This is a genomic window from Mesorhizobium sp. BR1-1-3, from assembly GCF_020165455.1.
GTDB classification, from domain to species: Bacteria; Pseudomonadota; Alphaproteobacteria; order Rhizobiales; family Rhizobiaceae; genus Mesorhizobium; species Mesorhizobium ciceri.
Genome location: NZ_JAIUIC010000001.1, coordinates 309,575 through 326,405, shown reverse-complemented (window position 1 = coordinate 326,405; position 16,831 = coordinate 309,575). Strand labels below are relative to the sequence as shown.

Genomic DNA, 16,831 nt, shown 5'->3' with positions numbered 1-16,831 from the left:
TCAGCTGCACCCGCTCGTCGAGCCGCACGTGTCGCACTTCTCGCAGGTCCCGTTCCGCACCATGGTAAAATTCTGGCACTCGGAGCAGGAATTGCCAGTGTAGCCCTGGAGCAGCGATTTGGCGCGGCGGTCGTTGGCGAGTTTTTTTGCTTCGGCCGCCTCGACGGCCGCCGCGTCGGTGAACAATCCTGCCGTGGCGTCGGAGGCAGCACCCGCCGCTTCCTCGAAGGCGATGTCCTCGGCCAATTCCTTTGCCCGCTCCTCATAGTCGCGCTTGTAGGCGACCGCTTCGTCGCTGGCGGGTTTCAGCGCCAGCACGTTGGAGCCGGAGAAGGCGGTCGGTGCCGAGCGGGCAGGGGCGCCCGAGGGGGCCGCAAAGCCTTTCGGATCGTTGCCGCTGACGCGCGACACCAGCTTCACCGGCGAGGCGCCACGGGTCAGGCCCTTGGAGACCGCATCGGTCTTGCCTTCGCTGATGCCACGGCCAAGTGCGGTGTTGGAAAAGTCCGACTGGTCGACATGGGCGAGATCGTTGCGGCCGAGGTAGGAGATCGCCAGCTCGCGGAACACGTAGTCGAGGATCGACGTCGCGCTCTTGATGGCGTCATTGCCCTGCACCATGCCGGCCGGCTCGAACTTGGTGAAGGTGAAGGCGTGCACATATTCGTCGAGTGGCACGCCATATTGCAGGCCCAGCGAGATGGCGATGGCGAAGTTGTTGAGAAGGCCACGCAAGGTAGCGCCTTCCTTGTTCATGTCGATGAAGATCTCGCCGAGACGGCCATCGTCATATTCGCCGGTGCGCAGGAAGATGGTGTTGCCACCGATCTTGGCTTTCTGCGTGTAACCCTTGCGGCGGCCGGGCAGCTTTTCCTGCTCGCGCGACACGCGCTCGATGATGCGCTCGACGATCCGCTCGGTGATCTGTGCGGCACGCGCTGCCGCAGGTGCGGCGAGCAGCTGCTCGACGGCTTCATCCTCGTCGTCCTCGCCATCGGCGAGCAGCGAGGAATTGAGCGGCTGCGACAGTTTCGAGCCGTCGCGGTAGAGCGCGTTGGCCTTCAGCGCCAGCTTCCACGACAGCATGTAGGCGCCCTTGGCATCTTCCACCGTCGCATCGTTGGGCATGTTGATGGTCTTCGAGATGGCGCCGGAAATGAAGGGCTGTGCAGCCGCCATCATCTGAATGTGGCTGTTGATCGAAAGCGAGCGCTTGCCGATCTTGCCGCACGGGCTGGCGCAATCGAACACGGCGAGGTGTTCGGCCTTGAGGAAGGGCGCGCCTTCCAGCGTCATCGCACCGCAGACATGGATGTTGGCGGCCTCGATGTCCTTGCGGGAGAAGCCGAGCGCCGGCAGCATCTCGAACGAGAAATCGTTGAGCTGCTCGTCGGTGAAGCCGAACGTCTCCTTCACCCAGTCGACGCCAAGCGTCCACTGGTTGAAGACGAACTTGATGTCGAAGGCCGACTTCAAGGCTGCGTTGAGCGCCGCGATCTTCTCGTCGGTGAAGCCCTTGGCCTTGAGCGCGCCGGGGTTGATCGCGGGCGCCTGGTTGAGGTTGCCGTGGCCGACCGCATAGGCTTCCATTTCGGCGATCTGGGCTTCGGAATAGCCGAGCGTGCGCAGCGCTTCCGGCACGGCGCGGTTGATGATCTTGAAATAGCCGCCGCCGGCCAGCTTCTTGAACTTCACCAGCGCGAAGTCGGGCTCGATGCCGGTGGTGTCGCAATCCATGACCAGGCCGATCGTGCCGGTCGGCGCGATGACGGTCGCCTGCGCGTTGCGGTAGCCATGCTCCTCGCCGAGTTCGATGGCGCGGTCCCAGGCGGCCTTGGCGTGGGTCGCAAGGTCCTGCTGCTTCAGGTCGGAAGCGACGAGCGGCACCGGGTTGACGGCGAGCTTCTCGTAGCCCTGCTTCTCGCCATAGGCGGCACGGCGATGGTTGCGCATGACGCGCAGCATGTTCTGCGCATTGCGGTCGTAGTCGGCGAAGGCGCCGAGTTCGCCGGCCATCTCGGCCGAGGTGGCATAGGCCATGCCGGTCATGATCGCGGTGAGTGCGGCGCAGATCGCGCGGCCTTCATCGGAGTCGTAGGGAATGCCCGACGTCATCAGCAGGCCGCCGATATTGGCATAGCCGAGGCCGAGCGTGCGGTATTCGTAGGACTGCTTGGCGATCTCCTTCGACGGGAACTGCGCCATCATGACCGAGATTTCGAGCACGATGGTCCACAGCCGCACCGTGTGCTCGTAGGCTGCGATGTCGATCGTGCCGTCGGCGTTGCGGTAGGGCAGCAGATTGATCGAGGCGAGATTGCAGGCCGTGTCGTCGAGGAACATGTATTCGGAGCACGGGTTGGACGCCCGGATCGCACCGGCGGAAGCGCAGGTGTGCCAGTCGTTCATCGTCGTGTTGAAATGCAGGCCCGGATCCGCGGACGCCCAGGCGGCATAGCCGATCTTTTCCCAGAGATCCCTGGCCTTCAGCGTCTTCAGCACCTTGCCGTCCTTGCGGGCGGTCAGGTGCCAGTCGGCATCGTCCTCGACGGCGCGCAGGAAATTGTCCTTCAGCGACACCGAATTGTTGGAATTCTGGCCCGAAACCGTGAGGTAGGCGTCCGAATCCCAGTCTGTGTCGTAGGTCTTGAACGACATCGAGCTATAGCCCTGCTTGGCGAACTGGATGACGCGGTAGATGTAGTTCTCCGGCACGGCCGACTTCTTGGCCGCCTTGATCTCGCGCTTCAGCGCGGAGTTGATCGACGGATCGAAGCAGTCGTCGCCATTGCCTTCGCAGTTGACGCAGGCCTTCATGATCGCTTCGAGATGCTTCTTCACGATCTTGGAGCCGGTCACCAGCGAGGCGACCTTCTGCTCTTCATTGACCTTCCAGTCGATGAATTCCTCGATATCGGGGTGGTCGGCGTCGACAATGACCATTTTCGCGGCACGGCGCGTCGTGCCGCCCGACTTGATGGCGCCCGCCGCGCGGTCGCCGATCTTGAGGAAGCTCATCAGGCCCGACGAGCGGCCGCCACCGGACAGTTTTTCGCCTTCGCCGCGCAGCAGCGAGAAGTTGGAGCCGGTGCCGGAGCCGTATTTGAACAGGCGCGCTTCACGCACCCACAGATCCATGATGCCGCCCTCGTTGACGAGGTCGTCCTGTACGCCCTGGATGAAGCAGGCATGCGGCTGCGGATGCTCGTAGGAGGATTTCGACTTGGTCAGCTTGCCGGTGAACGGGTCGACATAGAAGTGGCCCTGGCTCGGGCCGTCGATGCCATAGGCCCAGTGCAGGCCGGTGTTGAACCATTGCGGCGAGTTCGGCGCGACGCGCTGGGTGGCCAGCATGTAGGCAAGCTCGTCACGGAAGGCGCGTGCGTCTTCTTCCGACGCCTTGAAGTAGCCGCCCTTCCAGCCCCAATAGGTCCAGGTGCCGGCAAGGCGGTCGAAGACCTGGCGGGCGTCGATCTCGGAACCGTAGCGCTCGGCTTCCGGCAGCTTGGCGAGTTCCGCCTCATCGGCGACGGAGCGCCACAGGAAGGAGGGGACGTCGTTCTCTTCGATCTTCTTCAGGCGTGCCGGAACACCGGCCTTGCGGAAATATTTCTGTGCCAGGATATCGGCTGCGACCTGGGAGAACTGCGCCGGCACGTCGATATTGTCCAAGCGGAACACCACCGAGCCATCCGGATTCTTGATCTCCGAAAGCGCCTTGCGGAATTCGATCTCCGCATAGGCGGACTGTCCTGGCTTGGTGAAACGACGCTCGATGCGCATTGGTCCGGTCCCTTTTGTCTATATGTAGCGCTTTTCCCCAGGGATTTCTGCCCCCGATGCGAAACGCGCATGTCCGCCGTCTGCCGGCGTTCGAAAACGGCCGGCTCTCCATTTCGCAGCCTCCGCCGGCCCTGCTGGTCAAACTCCTTGCGAAGTGCCTGTCCAACGTGCCGACGAACCCACGGGTCCCTCAAAACTGATTTTTTCCGATTCCCTCGGTCGAGGGAAATTCACACTATCTAGCGTCGAACCTACCTGCAAACACTAAATATAGTATTAACAGACAATTTATTCAAGCCCGACAATTGTCCCTATCGACCCCAACCGCCCCACAGTTCCAACGCTTCCGCCGGCCTCGTAACCAGGCGGAAATGCGAGCAAAACGCACATAATCCGGGAAAAAGACCGGGCTCAGAACTTTCCGGTCGCACTCTCAACAGGAGCGCATGGCCTATAAAAGGCGACTCGTTTTGCGCCGTCAAGGATTCGTTTGCGTAGCTTTTGTGACCCCAACATCTTGTGTGTCACATATGTGGATAACGGGGATAGAATGCGGTGCGGCGATCGCAATTTTGTCGCCACCAGGCAATCCGGACGCGGCAACGATCCAAAGCGTCGTGCCTGAATGGATCAGCCGTAGTGCAGCCTGGGTTTTGGCTCGGTGCCGGTGAACTGCACCCCGATACGGTCATTGCGACGCCAGCGGACCTCACACCGATAGGCAATGCCGTCGAGCGGCACATAGAGAAGGAAGCGATCGGGAACCCGGGCTTCCAGCGGTATCTTCAGTTCGGCTCCGCCTTCGTGTTGATTGCGCAGCGTGCAGCCGACTTCCGAATTCGAAATTCCGGTGATGATCGACCCGCCCTTGAGCACGCGCGGACGATGCTCGCGCTCAGGCTCGTCGGACTCGTTTGGAATTGGATTTGCGGGATTCGCCATCGATCAAAAAATACCAGAGCTGCCGAATCCTACCTTTGATTCCTTAGCAAAGCATTCATGTCGATGCGCGGCAACGCGTGTCCAGCCTTTGCAAGCCAGTCCCATTTTGCAAAGAGCGCGGTGTGGCCGCCCGTCAGGAGAAGCTGTGCGGGTCGGCGCAGAAATAGGCGATGATCTGGCAAAGGTCGGGTTCGTTGACCATGCGCACCGCTTCGCTTGCACGGACCCATTTGCGGGTGCGTGAGCGTTTTTCCTTCCAGCGGTCCGCGACTTTGTCGACATGCAGCGGAAACACCAGGACCTCGCACGGCACTTCTTCGCCGGAAGCCAGCGCCTTGGCGTAGAAGTAACGGCCGGCTTCAAGATGAGAGACACGGCCGCGCAGCCCGGCCTCCTCGCCGGCTTCGCGCGCGGCGGCCTGGCAGAGCGGCTCCCTGGCCTCTGGCCAACCCTTGGGCAAAACCCAACGGCCGGTATCGCGGCTGGTGATCAGCATGATTTCGACGCCGTCTCCCGTGTCGCGCCAGGGCAGGGCGGCAACCTGCAGGCGGCACGGCGCGGTGCCGAAGAGCCGTCGGACCCTTTCGGCCAGATGATTGTGTGTCGTTGGCCTCGTCAACATCGAAGAAGCTAGCCCCAGCCTCCGGAATCGTTTGCCGTCTCACGAATCTTACGGCTAATTGTCGGCAATAAAAGTAAAAAATTTCATTCGCCTGGCCAATTTCCGCCAATAGACGTCGATTTCGCGAAATATCCGGCTCTGCCGGACGTGTTTGCGAAAGCAAATCCATCCCCGGTGCAAGCTGCTGGTCTGTAACAGGGTAGTTGCGAATCAGCCGGCGTGGTCGTCGGCGATCGGCTTCTGGTAGGTGAAGCCCATATCCCACGGGAAATAGATCCAGGTGTCCTGGCTGACTTCGGTGACGAAAGTATCGACCAGCGGCCTGCCTTTCGGCTTGGCATAGACGGTGGCGAAATGCGCCCTGGGCATCATCGCGCGCACGATGCCCGCCGTCTTGCCGGTGTCGGTCAGGTCGTCGATGATCAGCACGCCGGCGCCGTCTTCGGCGAGCAGGGCAGGGGTGATCTCCTTGAGGACCTGCAGCTGCCCCTGGCTGGTATAATCGTGATAGGAGGCGACGCAGACGGTTTCGATGACGCGGATGCCAAGTTCACGCGAGATGATCGCCGCCGGCACCAACCCGCCTCGCGTGATGCAGACGATCGCTTTCCATTGCCCCTTGTTGGCACCGGCAAGCCGCCAGGCGAGTGCGCGAGCGTCGCGATGGAACTGGTCCCAGGAGACCGGAAAGGCTTTTTCGGGAAGGGACATGTCGCGCACTCCACAGCACGCGGGGATCGCGCGCAAGAAAACAGGGGAATGCGCGCGGAATTAGCTGGAAAGCCCCCATCTTGGCAAGAGCAGGGGCCTTGGCAAGGCAAGGGCCAGCGATCGCCGTGGGCTTACCGCGACAGGAAGGCTGCCACCGGCGCGGTGCGCAGCACGCTGCGCGTCACGCCGCCGAACAGAAGCTGGCGCAGCCATGAATGGCTGTAGGCGCCGAGCACCAGCAGATCGGCGCCGGTCTCCGCGATCCTGGTCTGGATGATGTCATCGACCGAACTGCCGCCCGACTGCTGCACCGAGACGCTGACGGTGGCGCCGTGGCGCGACAGCGCCGCCGCGATTTCGGCGCCGGCGGCCTCCGGGCTGTCGTCGAGCGTTTCAGGAGGGTCGATAACCAATATGTCGGTCTTCTCGGCTTCGATGATGAAGGGCAGCGCGTCGAAGGCGGCGCGCGCCGCTTCCTTGCTGCCGTTCCAGGCGAGCAAGACGCGTTTGAAGGTGGTGATCAGCGGACCCTCGTGCGGCACCACCAATACCGGCCGGCCGGCATCGTAGACCAGCGTGTCAACGTCCGCGCTGGAATCGCCGCCCGTTTCGCGCTGCGCTGCTATGATCAGGTCGGCGGCCCGCACGCTCGAAATCCCGGTCAGCGCACTGTCACCCGAAAAGCTCTCCAGGCTTCGCCACTCGAAGGAAAGACCGGAATCCTCGATACGCCTGAGAAACAGCGTCCTCAACTTCTCGGCCCGTTCCCGGTTCATGTCTGCCGAAACCTGCAGGAATTCGGTGTCGGGAAAGCCTGTGGCAGAGGTGTAGGGCACGGGAAGCGTTTCGGCGTGGATGCCGACCAGATGGCTCTGGAACCGGTTGGCGAGCGGAATGGCGCAGTCGAGCACGCGCTCGGCGTCCTGCTCGTTCTGCAGAATGGCGACGATGGTTTTGAATCGCATGACAATCCCTCAGTTCACGAGCTGGCGAACTCGTGCCGGGGAAACGTTGCAGCGTCGTGCTTTGTTCCGGTCTGGACCAGATCAGCCGGGATTGCTGGCGAAGCCGGCGACCATCGCCTCGACATCGGCGCGGGCAGCGTCCAGCGCCTCCTGGCTGCGGGCACGCACGACCAGTTCGGTCCAGAACTTGCCATCGCCATATTTCGGATAGGAGCCGATGATCGTATCGGGATGCGCTTTCTGGATATCACCCAGCGGCCCCCCGATGAGGCCTTCGCCGAACGGGCAGGGCACGGTCGCCGACAGCATCTTTGTGCCGGCCTTCAGCGTCGGCACGACATTGTCGAGCATGGCCTGGAAAATCGACGGCACGCCAGCCATGACGTGGACGTTGCCGATGCGGAAGCCAGGCGCGACCGACACCGGATTGTCGATGAGATCGGCGCCGCGCGGCATCCGTGCCATGCGCTTGCGGGCCTCGGTATATTCGATGCCGCGCGCGGCATAGCTTGCTTCCAGCATCGCATAGGCCCGGGCATCGTATTCGCAAGGCACGCCAAAGGCCTTGGAGATGGAATCGGCCGTGATGTCGTCATGCGTCGGCCCGATGCCGCCGGTGGTGAAAACATAAGTGTAGCGCGCGCGCACGGCGTTCACCGCCGCGATGATCTCGTCTTCCTCGTCCGGGACGATGCGCACTTCCTTCAGGTCGATGCCGATCGCCGTCATGATGTCGGCGAGATGGCCGATGTTCTTGTCCTTGGTGCGGCCGGACAGAATCTCATCGCCGATGACGAGCATGGCGGCGGTCACGATTTCAGGCATGGGAAGCTCCGGCAAGCGAGTGGCCCGGGAAGGCGAGTGGTCTGAGATAGCGCGGCGCGGCGGTGGCCGCAATGTCATCTCCGCGGCGCCGGCTTCCCTGCCCGACTACATGACCGCCGGAGGTGGATGGCTCGGTCGAAGCCAACTCGTTTCCACACCATGTTCTGCGATGACGTGGCGGTCGAGCAAGATCTCGGCCGCATCGACGGGTGCTATGGCAAGGGGCACTTGCCGGAATTCATGGCCCAGGAGCGAACCGCCGCATCCATCGAGCGCATCGCCGGCCGGGCTGATCGGGGCCTCACCTCAGCTTCACGACAATTTCAAGGAACCATTCGGCTGACTACCGGGTTTTATGAGTGTCGCACCAAGGCGGCTAAGATACGGAGTGATTCAATGGTTACAAAACTTCTCGCAGCATCCGTCCTGACGATTGGTCTCGCCACATCGGCGATGGCGCAGTCACTGGACGACAGGTACTCAAACAATCATGACTGGTGGCTGTTCGGTAACAACGACCAGACAACTGTCGACCCCTACACCACGGGAAGCATCAGTGACGGCTCCGGGTTGAACACCCAAGGCAACACCGGCGCTATTGGCCCATGTGCCCACAACACACCAGGCCCGGACGCTAACGCAGGGCAAAACGTCAACGATCAGTATTGCGGCAAATAGCCAGAACGTGATTTCCGAAAAGCGCACGCCGATTTTCCAGAAATCCATGTTCGAGGGCTAGTCCGCAAGGACAGCCGCTGGCCGCTGGCGCGTCCTCTCTCCGGACGGCGCTGCGGTCGGCGCTCCGTCGAACCGCTCCACGTCAACCGCGATACCGAATCAGTCCGAGACTTCTGTCTGCGGCCGGTCGCGGCCGTCGGCCAGTTCCTCATGCCATTTTCCCTCGGCGTCCTCATACTGGATGCCGTCCGTCGCTCCGGCGACCTGCTGCTCGGCCGAGGCGATTTCGGCGGCGCGCAACGCGTCCTGATGCGTCGGAAACGTCTCGGAAAAGGTCGCTCCGACCTTGTAGGCCCACCCGCCGTCATGTTCGACGATCTTGTAAGTCAGCTTCGCCATGAAAAACCTCCGGTTGAAAGGTCCGTCTGCTCAATGCAGTCGGTCGTCGGGCAGTCTGTCGTCGGGCACCAGCACTTCCGATTCCTTGGCGGCTTCAATCAGCGCCCGGCGCGCATCTGCTGTCGAACGATAACCTTCCAGCACTTTGAGGCAAGTGTCGAGGGCATCACGATGGCGCGGGCCGCGATTGAGCGGCCACACCGTCATCAGGCACTCCGCGGCCTCCTGGGCGCTGCGGATGTGGCGATATTTGCCGACGTGGCCAAGTTCGACGACGACCGGCACTTCAAAAGGTTTGTTGTCCATCATGGCCGCAACGCAAAGCAGCCAATTTGGTTGCAACCATGGCCGTCAGCCTGCGCCCAAACGTCTCAGAGGCTGTTTGAAGGCTCTACAGCGCCGTGTCGGGAGCGCGAACCGTTCAGCCCCCCGCCTTCATCCAATGCTGCATCGTGGTCACCGAACGGGCAAGTTGTGGCGCCGGGTGGATTGTCTCGCTGAATGTCGCCGCCGCACGCCACCCCCAGCGCGGATCAGCCAGGAAGGCCCGCGCCAGCGCCACCATGTCGGCGCGGCCCTCGGTGACGATCGCTTCGGCCTGCTTGGGGTCGTCGATCAGGCCGACGGCGCGGGTCGGAATATCAGCGCCCTTGCGCACCGCCTCCGCCAGATGCACCTGATAGCCGGGGCCGGTGGGCAATTTCTGCAACGGCGAATTGCCGCCGCTCGAACAGCAGAGATAGGCAACGCCCTCGTCCTTCAGCGCTTTGGCCACTTCGATCGCGTCCGCCACGTCGAAGCCGCCGTCGACCCAATCCTTCACCGACAGCCTTGCGCCGAGCATCAGCTTTGGCACCGCCTTGCGCACCGCCTTGGTGATTTCGACGGCAAAACGCATGCGGTTTTCCAGCGAGCCACCCCAGCGGTCCGTGCGCTGGTTGGACAAGGGCGACAGGAACTGGAAGATCAAATAGCCATGCGCGGCGTGCAGTTCGAGGAAATCGAAGCCGGCGCGTTCGGCTCGCCTTGCCGCCTCGGCGAAGCGCTCGATCAGCTGTAGGATCTCCTCGTCCTCCAGAGCGTGCGGCACGTTCCAGCCGGTGTCGTAGGGGATGGCCGAGGCGGAGACGGTCTGCCAGGGATCCTCGTTTGGCTTCAGTGGCCCGCCGCCCTCCCACGGCTTGCGGTTCGAAGCCTTGCGGCCGGCATGGGCGAGTTGGGAGCCGAATTTCGTGCCGGGTGCGGCGACGCGTCGTGCAGCGTCCAGCGCGCGGCGGGCGGCCGCTTCATTGTCTTCAGAGTAAAGGCCGAGGCAGCCATGGGTGATACGCCCGCGCCGCTCGACATCGGTCATCTCGACCGTGACCATGCCGGCGCCGGACATTGCGAGGTTCATCCAGTGATGGAGATGCCAGTCGCTGGCAGAGCCGTCCTCGGCGGAATACTGGCACATCGGCGCGACGGCGATGCGGTTGGGGAAGGTGAGGCCGTCGAGAGTGATCGACTGGAAAAGCGACGCTGTCATGAGAAACTCCGGGAGGGTTCGCAGCTATTTAGGCGACCGATGGCGCCTGCGCCAGACACGAGGCGGTGAAAGGGCTTCTGGACCAATCACGGGCGGGATTGCCGAAATGCCGGTTCGCGGCTACGCCTCGGCCAGGCATGTCTCCCAAAAGTGGCTCCGGTTTTGGGAGAACGACAGGCATAAACAGGAGCATGAAGTGCGACGCGCTTCAGCATGGAGACCGGGATGGAAGATCGTATTCGCGTCCGTTCGGAGGAAATCCTCTCCGACGACTGGGCCATCCTGAAGAAGACCGTCCTCGACTACCGCCGGCGCGACGGTCAGTGGGAGACGCAAATCCGCCAGACCTATGATCGCGGCGATGGTGCGGTGATCCTGCCTTACGACCCCTTGCGTTCGACCGTGCTTCTGGTGCGCCAGTTCCGCTATCCCGCTTACGTCACCGGCCACCGCGAGCCGCTGATCGAGGCCTGTGCCGGCCTGTTGGACGAAAACGATCCGGAGACCGCCATCCGCAAGGAAGCCGAGGAAGAGCTGGGTTATCGCTTGAAGGATATCGAGCGGCTGTTTTCGCCCTATATGAGCCCCGGCAGCGTCACCGAACGGCTCTGGTTTTTCATCGGCCGCTATTCACCCGCCGACCGCATCTCGGCCGGCGGCGGCGCGCAAGAAGAGGGCGAGGACATCGAGGTTCTGGAAATGCCGCTCGACGAGGCGCTGGCCGGCATCGCCGATGGCCGTATCGTCGACGCCAAGACCATCATCCTGATCCAGCATCTGAAGCTCAATCCGATGCCTGCCTGAACGGCGCCGGTCCTCCTTCGCCAGGGCTTTCGGGTGGCCCGCCACCCGAAGCTCGAAGGGTGGTGCGGATGAAGGGACTCGAACCCCCACGCCTTTCGGCACTGGAACCTAAATCCAGGGCGTCTACCAGTTCCGCCACATCCGCATGGACCGGCAATCCCATGTGGCCATCATTCTGTCAATGTCAGAGACAAGATGTGGCCCAGCGACAAGATGTGGGGCAGGCCCCGAATGCTGGTTATTCGCTGGGATGCGAAGACTGTTGAAAATTGGCCTCGCCTGTGACAAAAGGCGTGTCAAATGTGACGGGACGCGACGATCCGCTTCTGCAGAATGTGATAAGAAGTAGGAAAAACAAGAACTTATTCACATTTTGGAACGCAGTTTGGGAGAGTTTGAGCCGGGTTTCGGTCAAATCGCCAGGTTCCGTACCAAAAGCCATTCCCGGCAAGAATATACCGGCAGGCTGTGAACGGCAGAGGCCGTGGCAGTCTCATTGGTGAAAACAAAGGTTTTACGATGCAGGTCACCGAAACGCTCAACTCCGGTCTCAAGCGAGAGATCAAGATCACCGTGCCGGCCGGTGACATGGAAGCCAAGCTGATGGCGCGGCTTTCGGATGCCCGCAACAAGGTCCGCATCAACGGCTTCCGTCCTGGCAAGGTGCCGGTGCAGCACCTGCGCAAGGTCTACGGCAAGTCGTTCATGGCCGAAGTGGTCAACGAAATCCTCAACGATTCGACCCGTTCGATCATTACCGGGCGTGGTGAAAAGGCTGCCATGCAGCCTGAAGTCATCATGACCGAGGACGAGAAGGAAGCCGAGAAGATTCTGGCCGGTGGCGCCGACTTCGAATTCCGCCTCAACTACGAGATCATCCCGGCGATCGAGATCAAGGACTTTTCCGACATCAAGGTGACGCGCCAGGTGTTCGACGTGCCTGATGCCGAGATCGACGAGCAGGTCCAGCGCGTTGCCGAATCGGCGCGCAGCTACGAGCCGAAGACCGGCAAGGCCGCCAATGGCGACCGTGTCACCATCGACTATGTCGGCAAGATCGACGGCGAGGCCTTCAATGGCGGCGCCGGCACCGATCAGCCGCTGGTGCTAGGCTCGAAGGAATTCATCCCCGGCTTCGAGGATCAGCTTGTCGGCGCCAAGGCCGGCGACGAAAAGCAGGTCACCGTGACTTTCCCGGAAAACTACCAGGCGGCGCATCTGGCCGGCAAGGAAGCGACCTTCGATGTCACCGTCAAGGAAGTGTCCCAGCCCGGCGCGCTGGAAATCAACGACGAGACCGCCAAGAACCTCGGCCTGGAGTCGCTGGAGCGCCTGCGCGACGTCGTGCGCGGCCAGATCGAGAACCAGTTCGGCGCCATGACGCGCCAGAAGGTCAAGCGCCAGCTGCTCGACCAGCTCGACGCGGCTTATTCGTTCGAGGCGCCGTCGAAGCTCGTCGACGCCGAGTTCAACAACATCTGGGCGCAGGTCAATCGTGATCTGGAAGCAGCCGGACGCACCTTCGCCGACGAAGAGACGACGGAAGAAGAGGCGCGCGCCGAGTATCTGCGGCTTGCCGAGCGCCGCGTGCGCCTCGGGCTGGTGCTGGCTGAAATCGGCGAGAAGGCCGGCGTGACCGTATCGGACGAAGAGCTGCAGCGCGGCCTGTTCGAGCAGGTGCGGCGCTATCCAGGAAACCAGCAGCAGGAAGTCTTCGAGTTCTACCGCAACAACCCGGAAGCGTTGAACACGCTGCGGGCGCCGATGTTCGAGGAAAAGGTGGTCGACCATCTGCTCGGTCAGATTTCGGTCACCGACGTCAAGGTCAGCAAGGAAGAGCTGATGGCCGATGACGAAGAGGACGAGACCGCCGTCAAGGCGAAGCCGGCGAAGAAAGCCGCAGCCAAGAAGGCCGACGCCAAGACGGCCGACGACGCGGAAGAGCCCAAGAAGAAGGCCGCGCCGAAGAAGAAGGCCGCCGAATAACACCAGCGCTCCGCTGAAACAGGAAGGCCGCCCTCGAGGCGGCCTTTTTCGTTGCCAAACTGCAACAGCCGCCATGCTTCGCGAGCGACGGCCTGTGGCGACCAAGCTTTGATCATTATCTGCGCTTCTATTGCAAGCCGCTTGGTTGTTGGAGGGCGTGTTGAGACTGTTCGTCGAATTGGGACACGCTTCGGCAATCGCGCTGATCCTTATCTCGGTCTGCGGCATTGCCCAGGCCGGCACGGTGCCTGACAACTGGCGCTTCGGCACGAGTGAAGACGGCCTCGTGACGGCCTCGCTCTACGCCACCAACAAGCTGATCACCGGCGGCGGTGCCTTGAGCTACAGCCCGATCCTGACGATTGCCTGCCGGGCAAACGGCGAGCCGCATTGGACTGAATGGCTGCAACTGAACGACGCTGTTTCGGCCAGCCGCAAGATCACCATGTCGATTACGGTCGATCAGGAGAGCAAGTTCGACGAAAGCTGGTCGGTCGGGCCGCGCGGCCGGATGCTGGTGCGCGATGGCGCCGATGGCATCAGGCGCCTTGTCGCCGCGAACCGGCTCCAGCTTTCGTGGCGGTTCGGGCTGCTGGCGGGGCGCGGCGAGGCCGATTTCGACCTCGCCGGGTTCGGCGAAGCGGTCAGCCAGGTTGCCGGAAACTGCAACACCGATCCGCCGTGAACGACCATGAGGCGAAGGCGGCAACGGCCGAGCTCGCCGTTCCCGGTGATGCTGATCGGCTTCAAACCTTTGTTCTCATACATGTCGTCGCCTCAAAAACGCACTTTGGGGCGACATCATCAAACGGCGTTGCTGACCCAGCGGAGCACGTTGGTCCAAAGCCGCGCATAGCCGGGCCATTCGACAAAACTGTTCGGCAGCCAGTGCGGTCCGATGTCCGACGTCCAGACCAGCGTGCGCCCTTCGCCGTGACGCCCGGTGACCAGCAGGGGATGGCCGCCCTGGTCCTGCGGCAGCCGCGCCAGAACCTCGACATCGTCGCGATCGCGGGCGACGACCTCGTTGGCGCCGAGCAGCAGCGGCCATTCGCCCTCAATGCCGGCAAAAAGCGGATGGTCTCTTGAACCAGTGATCTCGGGACGAAAGCCCTCCGGAATTTCGAGCCGGTCATCATTGGGAAGGCAGGTCACCGGCAGCGCCTCCTCGACCGCCGTGCGATGCCAGCGCGCCTTGCCGTCAATGCCTTGGAAGCTGAAGTAACCGCCGATCATGATCAGGCCGCCGCCGGCCAGCGTCCAGTCGCGCAGGAGCTTGAGCCGGTTCGGCACTGTCTTGCCGTGCAGCCAGACATCGGGATGAAGCAGCAGCGAGTTTGCGCCAATGTCGGACAGGATGATCGTCCTGTATTGCGACAGCCCTTCCATGGTGAAAGGCAGCTTCTCGACGGCCTCATGAGCGGGCATGTAGTCGAGATCGAATTCGCTGTCCTTCAAGGCGTCGACCAGGGGCGTTGCCCCGAGATGGAAGGTGACGCTGCCGAACTGGTCGAACCCCTTGTAGTGGGTCGCCGAACTCACCCAGCTTTCGCCGACAAGAAGGACTTTTGTCTTCGCCATGATCGTGCTCTCCTGATTCCGCCAGTCGCTTGTTCCAGCCGGTTTCGCCCGCCCCGATCTCTGGGATCGTGTGGTCGGGGTCGATCGGCGTTGGCGCCGGCCCTGCCACCTCAGATCAGCAGCAGGCCCTTCATGCTGGCATATCCCTTCCGCCCGATGATGATGTGGTCGTGCACCGCGATGCCCAGCCGCTTGCCCGCGTCGATGATCTCCTTCGTCATCTCGATGTCGGCGCGCGATGGCGTCGGGTCGCCTGACGGGTGATTGTGGACCAGGATAATGGCAGTCGCCGAGAGTTCGAGCGCCCGCTTGATCACTTCTCGCGGGTAGACAGGCGTGTGGTCGACAGTACCCGTCTGCTGCACCTCGTCGGCGATCAGCGCGTTTTTCTTGTCGAGGAACAGGATGCGGAACTGCTCGCGCGCCTCGAAGGCCATTGCTGAGCGGCAATAGTCGAGGAGCTGCTGCCAGGACGAGAGGATCTCGCGGCCGTGGACCTCGCCGCGGGCCATGCGCTGCGCCGTTGCGGCGACGATTTTCAGGTCGAGTGCCACCGCAGGGCCGATGCCCTTGACCTCCTGCAGCAGGCCCACCGGGGCGCCAAGCACTTCGGCCAGCGTGCCGAAGCGTGCCAGCAGCGCCTTGGCCGCCGGTTTGGTGTCGGCACGAGGGATCAGGCGAAAGAGCAGAAGTTCCAGAAGTTCGTACTCGGGCAGGGCATCCGGACCCGCCAGGGCAAAGCGCTCGCGCAAGCGGTCGCGATGGCCGAGGTAATGCGGCTTTTCGTCGAGCGTCGCCTTGGCTTTCGCAGCAGGCCGCATCGGCGCTTCGGAGAAGAAACTCCGCTCGTCATCGTCGCTTGTGTTCCCCATACCCCGCCCACATTGCTCCGGCACAGACATTAGAGCTGTTCTGGCCTGGATTGAAACAGTTCCGTTCTCCGATCGCGAGACGATCCACGGCAGATCGTGGCAGCCCACTGTCAGCCTAGGGCCTCCCTATACGGCAAGATGAAACCACGATTGCGCAACAAAACTTAACATCACTTAACGCATGCGGCCACTTTCACCTGACATGGTGACGCCATCGGAGGCTCTTTGCCTCGCTATACTGGAGCACGCATGTTCGCCAAAATTGACTCTGGACTATTTGCCGGCCGGGCATCTCTTGCGGTCATGGCAATCCTGCTTTCAGCCCATTCGGACGGCGCGCTGGCGGCAGACGCCATTGCGGTGAATTCCGATGATTTTACCCTGCCGCCCGAGCCTTCCCGTTTCGGGCGCTTCGAACAGAAACTGTCCGACTGGCACGTCGTGCTCGGCGGCGGCGCCATCATCGTCCCCAAATACGAGGGCAGCAATGAATTCAAGATCATGCCGGTGCCTTTCGTCACGGCGACATTCCTCGACACGGTGACGATCGATCCGACTGGTGCCAACATCGCCGTTTATGAACAAGGACCGTTCGCCTTCAGCGCGCGGCTTGGCTATGAGATGGGCCGCAAGGAAGACGACTCCGACCATCTGCGCGGCGTGGGGGATGTCGACATGGGCGCGACGGTCGGCGTGAAGGCAGCGGCGAAGTTCGGTCCGGTCGAAATATCCGCGCAGCTGGACAAGACCATCGGCGGCAGCGATGGCCTGGAGGGCAGGGTGGGGATCGAGGTGACCCGGCCTCTGTCTCAATCGTTGATGATCGGCGCCAGCGCGTCCGCCGTGTTCGCCGACGAAAATTACATGCAGGCCTATTTTGGTGTCACGCCCGAGCAATCGGCTCGCTCGGGGCTGGCGCGCTATGATGCCGGCGCCGGTTTGAAGCGCGCCGATTTTTCGGTTTCCGCCACATATATGCTCGACGAGAACTGGATGGTGCGCGGCGAAGCGGGGGTCGGCGTTCTCTTGGGTGACGCTGCCGACAGCCCCGTCGTCGTCGAAAAGATCCAGCCTTCAGGGATGCTTCTCGTCGGATATCGGTTCTGACGCCTACCCAGGGCACCAAATGCAAGCTGGA

16 protein-coding genes and 1 tRNA gene are annotated in these 16,831 nt (G+C 62.3%); 5 read left to right on the top strand and 12 right to left on the bottom strand.

What is annotated here, in order from left to right; translation table 11 throughout:
• From LB559_RS01575 to LB559_RS01550, 6 genes are all read right to left on the bottom strand, one after another.
• Positions 1 to 3,783 carry a vitamin B12-dependent ribonucleotide reductase gene (locus tag LB559_RS01575; RefSeq protein WP_224672902.1) on the bottom strand — a complete coding sequence of 1,261 codons (3,783 nt, stop codon included), beginning with the start codon at positions 3,781 to 3,783 and terminating at the stop codon, positions 1 to 3.
• 630 nt (positions 3,784 to 4,413) lie between these two features.
• Positions 4,414 to 4,725, bottom strand: coding sequence for a PilZ domain-containing protein (locus tag LB559_RS01570; RefSeq protein WP_013532019.1), 312 nt, complete (start codon positions 4,723 to 4,725; stop codon positions 4,414 to 4,416).
• Positions 4,726 to 4,858: 133 nt separating this feature from the next.
• Complete coding sequence (locus LB559_RS01565) at positions 4,859 to 5,347, bottom strand: NUDIX hydrolase (RefSeq protein ID WP_224619517.1); 489 nt, start codon at positions 5,345 to 5,347, stop codon at positions 4,859 to 4,861.
• Positions 5,348 to 5,557: 210 nt separating this feature from the next.
• Complete coding sequence (gene gpt / locus LB559_RS01560; protein ID WP_013532017.1) at positions 5,558 to 6,058, bottom strand: xanthine phosphoribosyltransferase; 501 nt, start codon at positions 6,056 to 6,058, stop codon at positions 5,558 to 5,560.
• Positions 6,059 to 6,189: 131 nt separating this feature from the next.
• Positions 6,190 to 7,023 (bottom strand): universal stress protein, encoded by an 834-nt coding sequence (locus LB559_RS01555; protein ID WP_224672901.1) that lies wholly within the window; start codon positions 7,021 to 7,023, stop codon positions 6,190 to 6,192.
• A gap of 81 nt (positions 7,024 to 7,104) precedes the next feature.
• On the bottom strand, positions 7,105 to 7,848 hold the full coding sequence (locus LB559_RS01550; protein ID WP_063167866.1) for a competence/damage-inducible protein A: 744 nt from the start codon (positions 7,846 to 7,848) through the stop codon (positions 7,105 to 7,107).
• Positions 7,849 to 7,974: 126 nt separating this feature from the next.
• Between LB559_RS01550 and LB559_RS01545 the strand changes: the two genes are divergently transcribed.
• Positions 7,975 to 8,526, top strand: coding sequence for a hypothetical protein (locus LB559_RS01545; protein WP_224672900.1), 552 nt, complete (start codon positions 7,975 to 7,977; stop codon positions 8,524 to 8,526).
• A 159-nt stretch (positions 8,527 to 8,685) separates the two neighbouring features.
• Here the strand turns inward: LB559_RS01545 and LB559_RS01540 are convergent, their stop codons facing one another.
• The 3 genes from LB559_RS01540 to LB559_RS01530 all read right to left on the bottom strand — a co-directional run bounded on the left by LB559_RS01540 (position 8,686) and on the right by LB559_RS01530 (position 10,450).
• Positions 8,686 to 8,925 carry a DUF2188 domain-containing protein gene (locus LB559_RS01540; protein WP_013532013.1) on the bottom strand — a complete coding sequence of 80 codons (240 nt, stop codon included), beginning with the start codon at positions 8,923 to 8,925 and terminating at the stop codon, positions 8,686 to 8,688.
• A gap of 30 nt (positions 8,926 to 8,955) precedes the next feature.
• The gene (locus LB559_RS01535) at positions 8,956 to 9,234 is read right to left on the bottom strand and encodes a DUF982 domain-containing protein (RefSeq protein ID WP_013532012.1); all 279 of its coding nucleotides are present in this window, start codon (positions 9,232 to 9,234) and stop codon (positions 8,956 to 8,958) included.
• A 112-nt stretch (positions 9,235 to 9,346) separates the two neighbouring features.
• Positions 9,347 to 10,450 (bottom strand): NADH:flavin oxidoreductase/NADH oxidase, encoded by a 1,104-nt coding sequence (locus LB559_RS01530; protein WP_224672899.1) that lies wholly within the window; start codon positions 10,448 to 10,450, stop codon positions 9,347 to 9,349.
• A gap of 225 nt (positions 10,451 to 10,675) precedes the next feature.
• Between LB559_RS01530 and LB559_RS01525 the strand changes: the two genes are divergently transcribed.
• Positions 10,676 to 11,254: an NUDIX domain-containing protein gene (locus tag LB559_RS01525; protein ID WP_024504405.1), complete on the top strand. Its 579-nt coding sequence runs from the start codon at positions 10,676 to 10,678 to the stop codon at positions 11,252 to 11,254.
• Between the two features lie 60 nt (positions 11,255 to 11,314).
• Here LB559_RS01525 and LB559_RS01520 read toward each other — a convergent pair.
• Positions 11,315 to 11,399 (bottom strand) — tRNA-Leu (locus LB559_RS01520).
• A gap of 374 nt (positions 11,400 to 11,773) precedes the next feature.
• Here LB559_RS01520 and tig point away from each other — a divergent pair.
• Together tig and LB559_RS01510 are read left to right on the top strand one after the other, a co-directional pair.
• Complete coding sequence (gene tig / locus LB559_RS01515; protein ID WP_013532009.1) at positions 11,774 to 13,240, top strand: trigger factor; 1,467 nt, start codon at positions 11,774 to 11,776, stop codon at positions 13,238 to 13,240.
• A gap of 160 nt (positions 13,241 to 13,400) precedes the next feature.
• Entirely contained in the window at positions 13,401 to 13,925 is a 525-nt protein-coding gene (locus tag LB559_RS01510) for a hypothetical protein (protein WP_013532008.1), read from the top strand.
• Positions 13,926 to 14,044: 119 nt separating this feature from the next.
• Here LB559_RS01510 and LB559_RS01505 read toward each other — a convergent pair whose 3' ends face one another.
• Together LB559_RS01505 and radC are read right to left on the bottom strand one after the other, a co-directional pair.
• Complete coding sequence (locus LB559_RS01505; protein WP_013532007.1) at positions 14,045 to 14,821, bottom strand: glutamine amidotransferase; 777 nt, start codon at positions 14,819 to 14,821, stop codon at positions 14,045 to 14,047.
• Positions 14,822 to 14,931: 110 nt separating this feature from the next.
• Positions 14,932 to 15,693 (bottom strand): RadC family protein, encoded by a 762-nt coding sequence (gene radC, locus LB559_RS01500; RefSeq protein ID WP_224672898.1) that lies wholly within the window; start codon positions 15,691 to 15,693, stop codon positions 14,932 to 14,934.
• Positions 15,694 to 15,942: 249 nt separating this feature from the next.
• On the opposite strand from radC, the gene LB559_RS01495 reads away from it, so the two are divergent.
• Positions 15,943 to 16,800: a MipA/OmpV family protein gene (locus LB559_RS01495; RefSeq protein WP_224672897.1), complete on the top strand. Its 858-nt coding sequence runs from the start codon at positions 15,943 to 15,945 to the stop codon at positions 16,798 to 16,800.
• Positions 16,801 to 16,831: the final 31 nt, after the last annotated feature.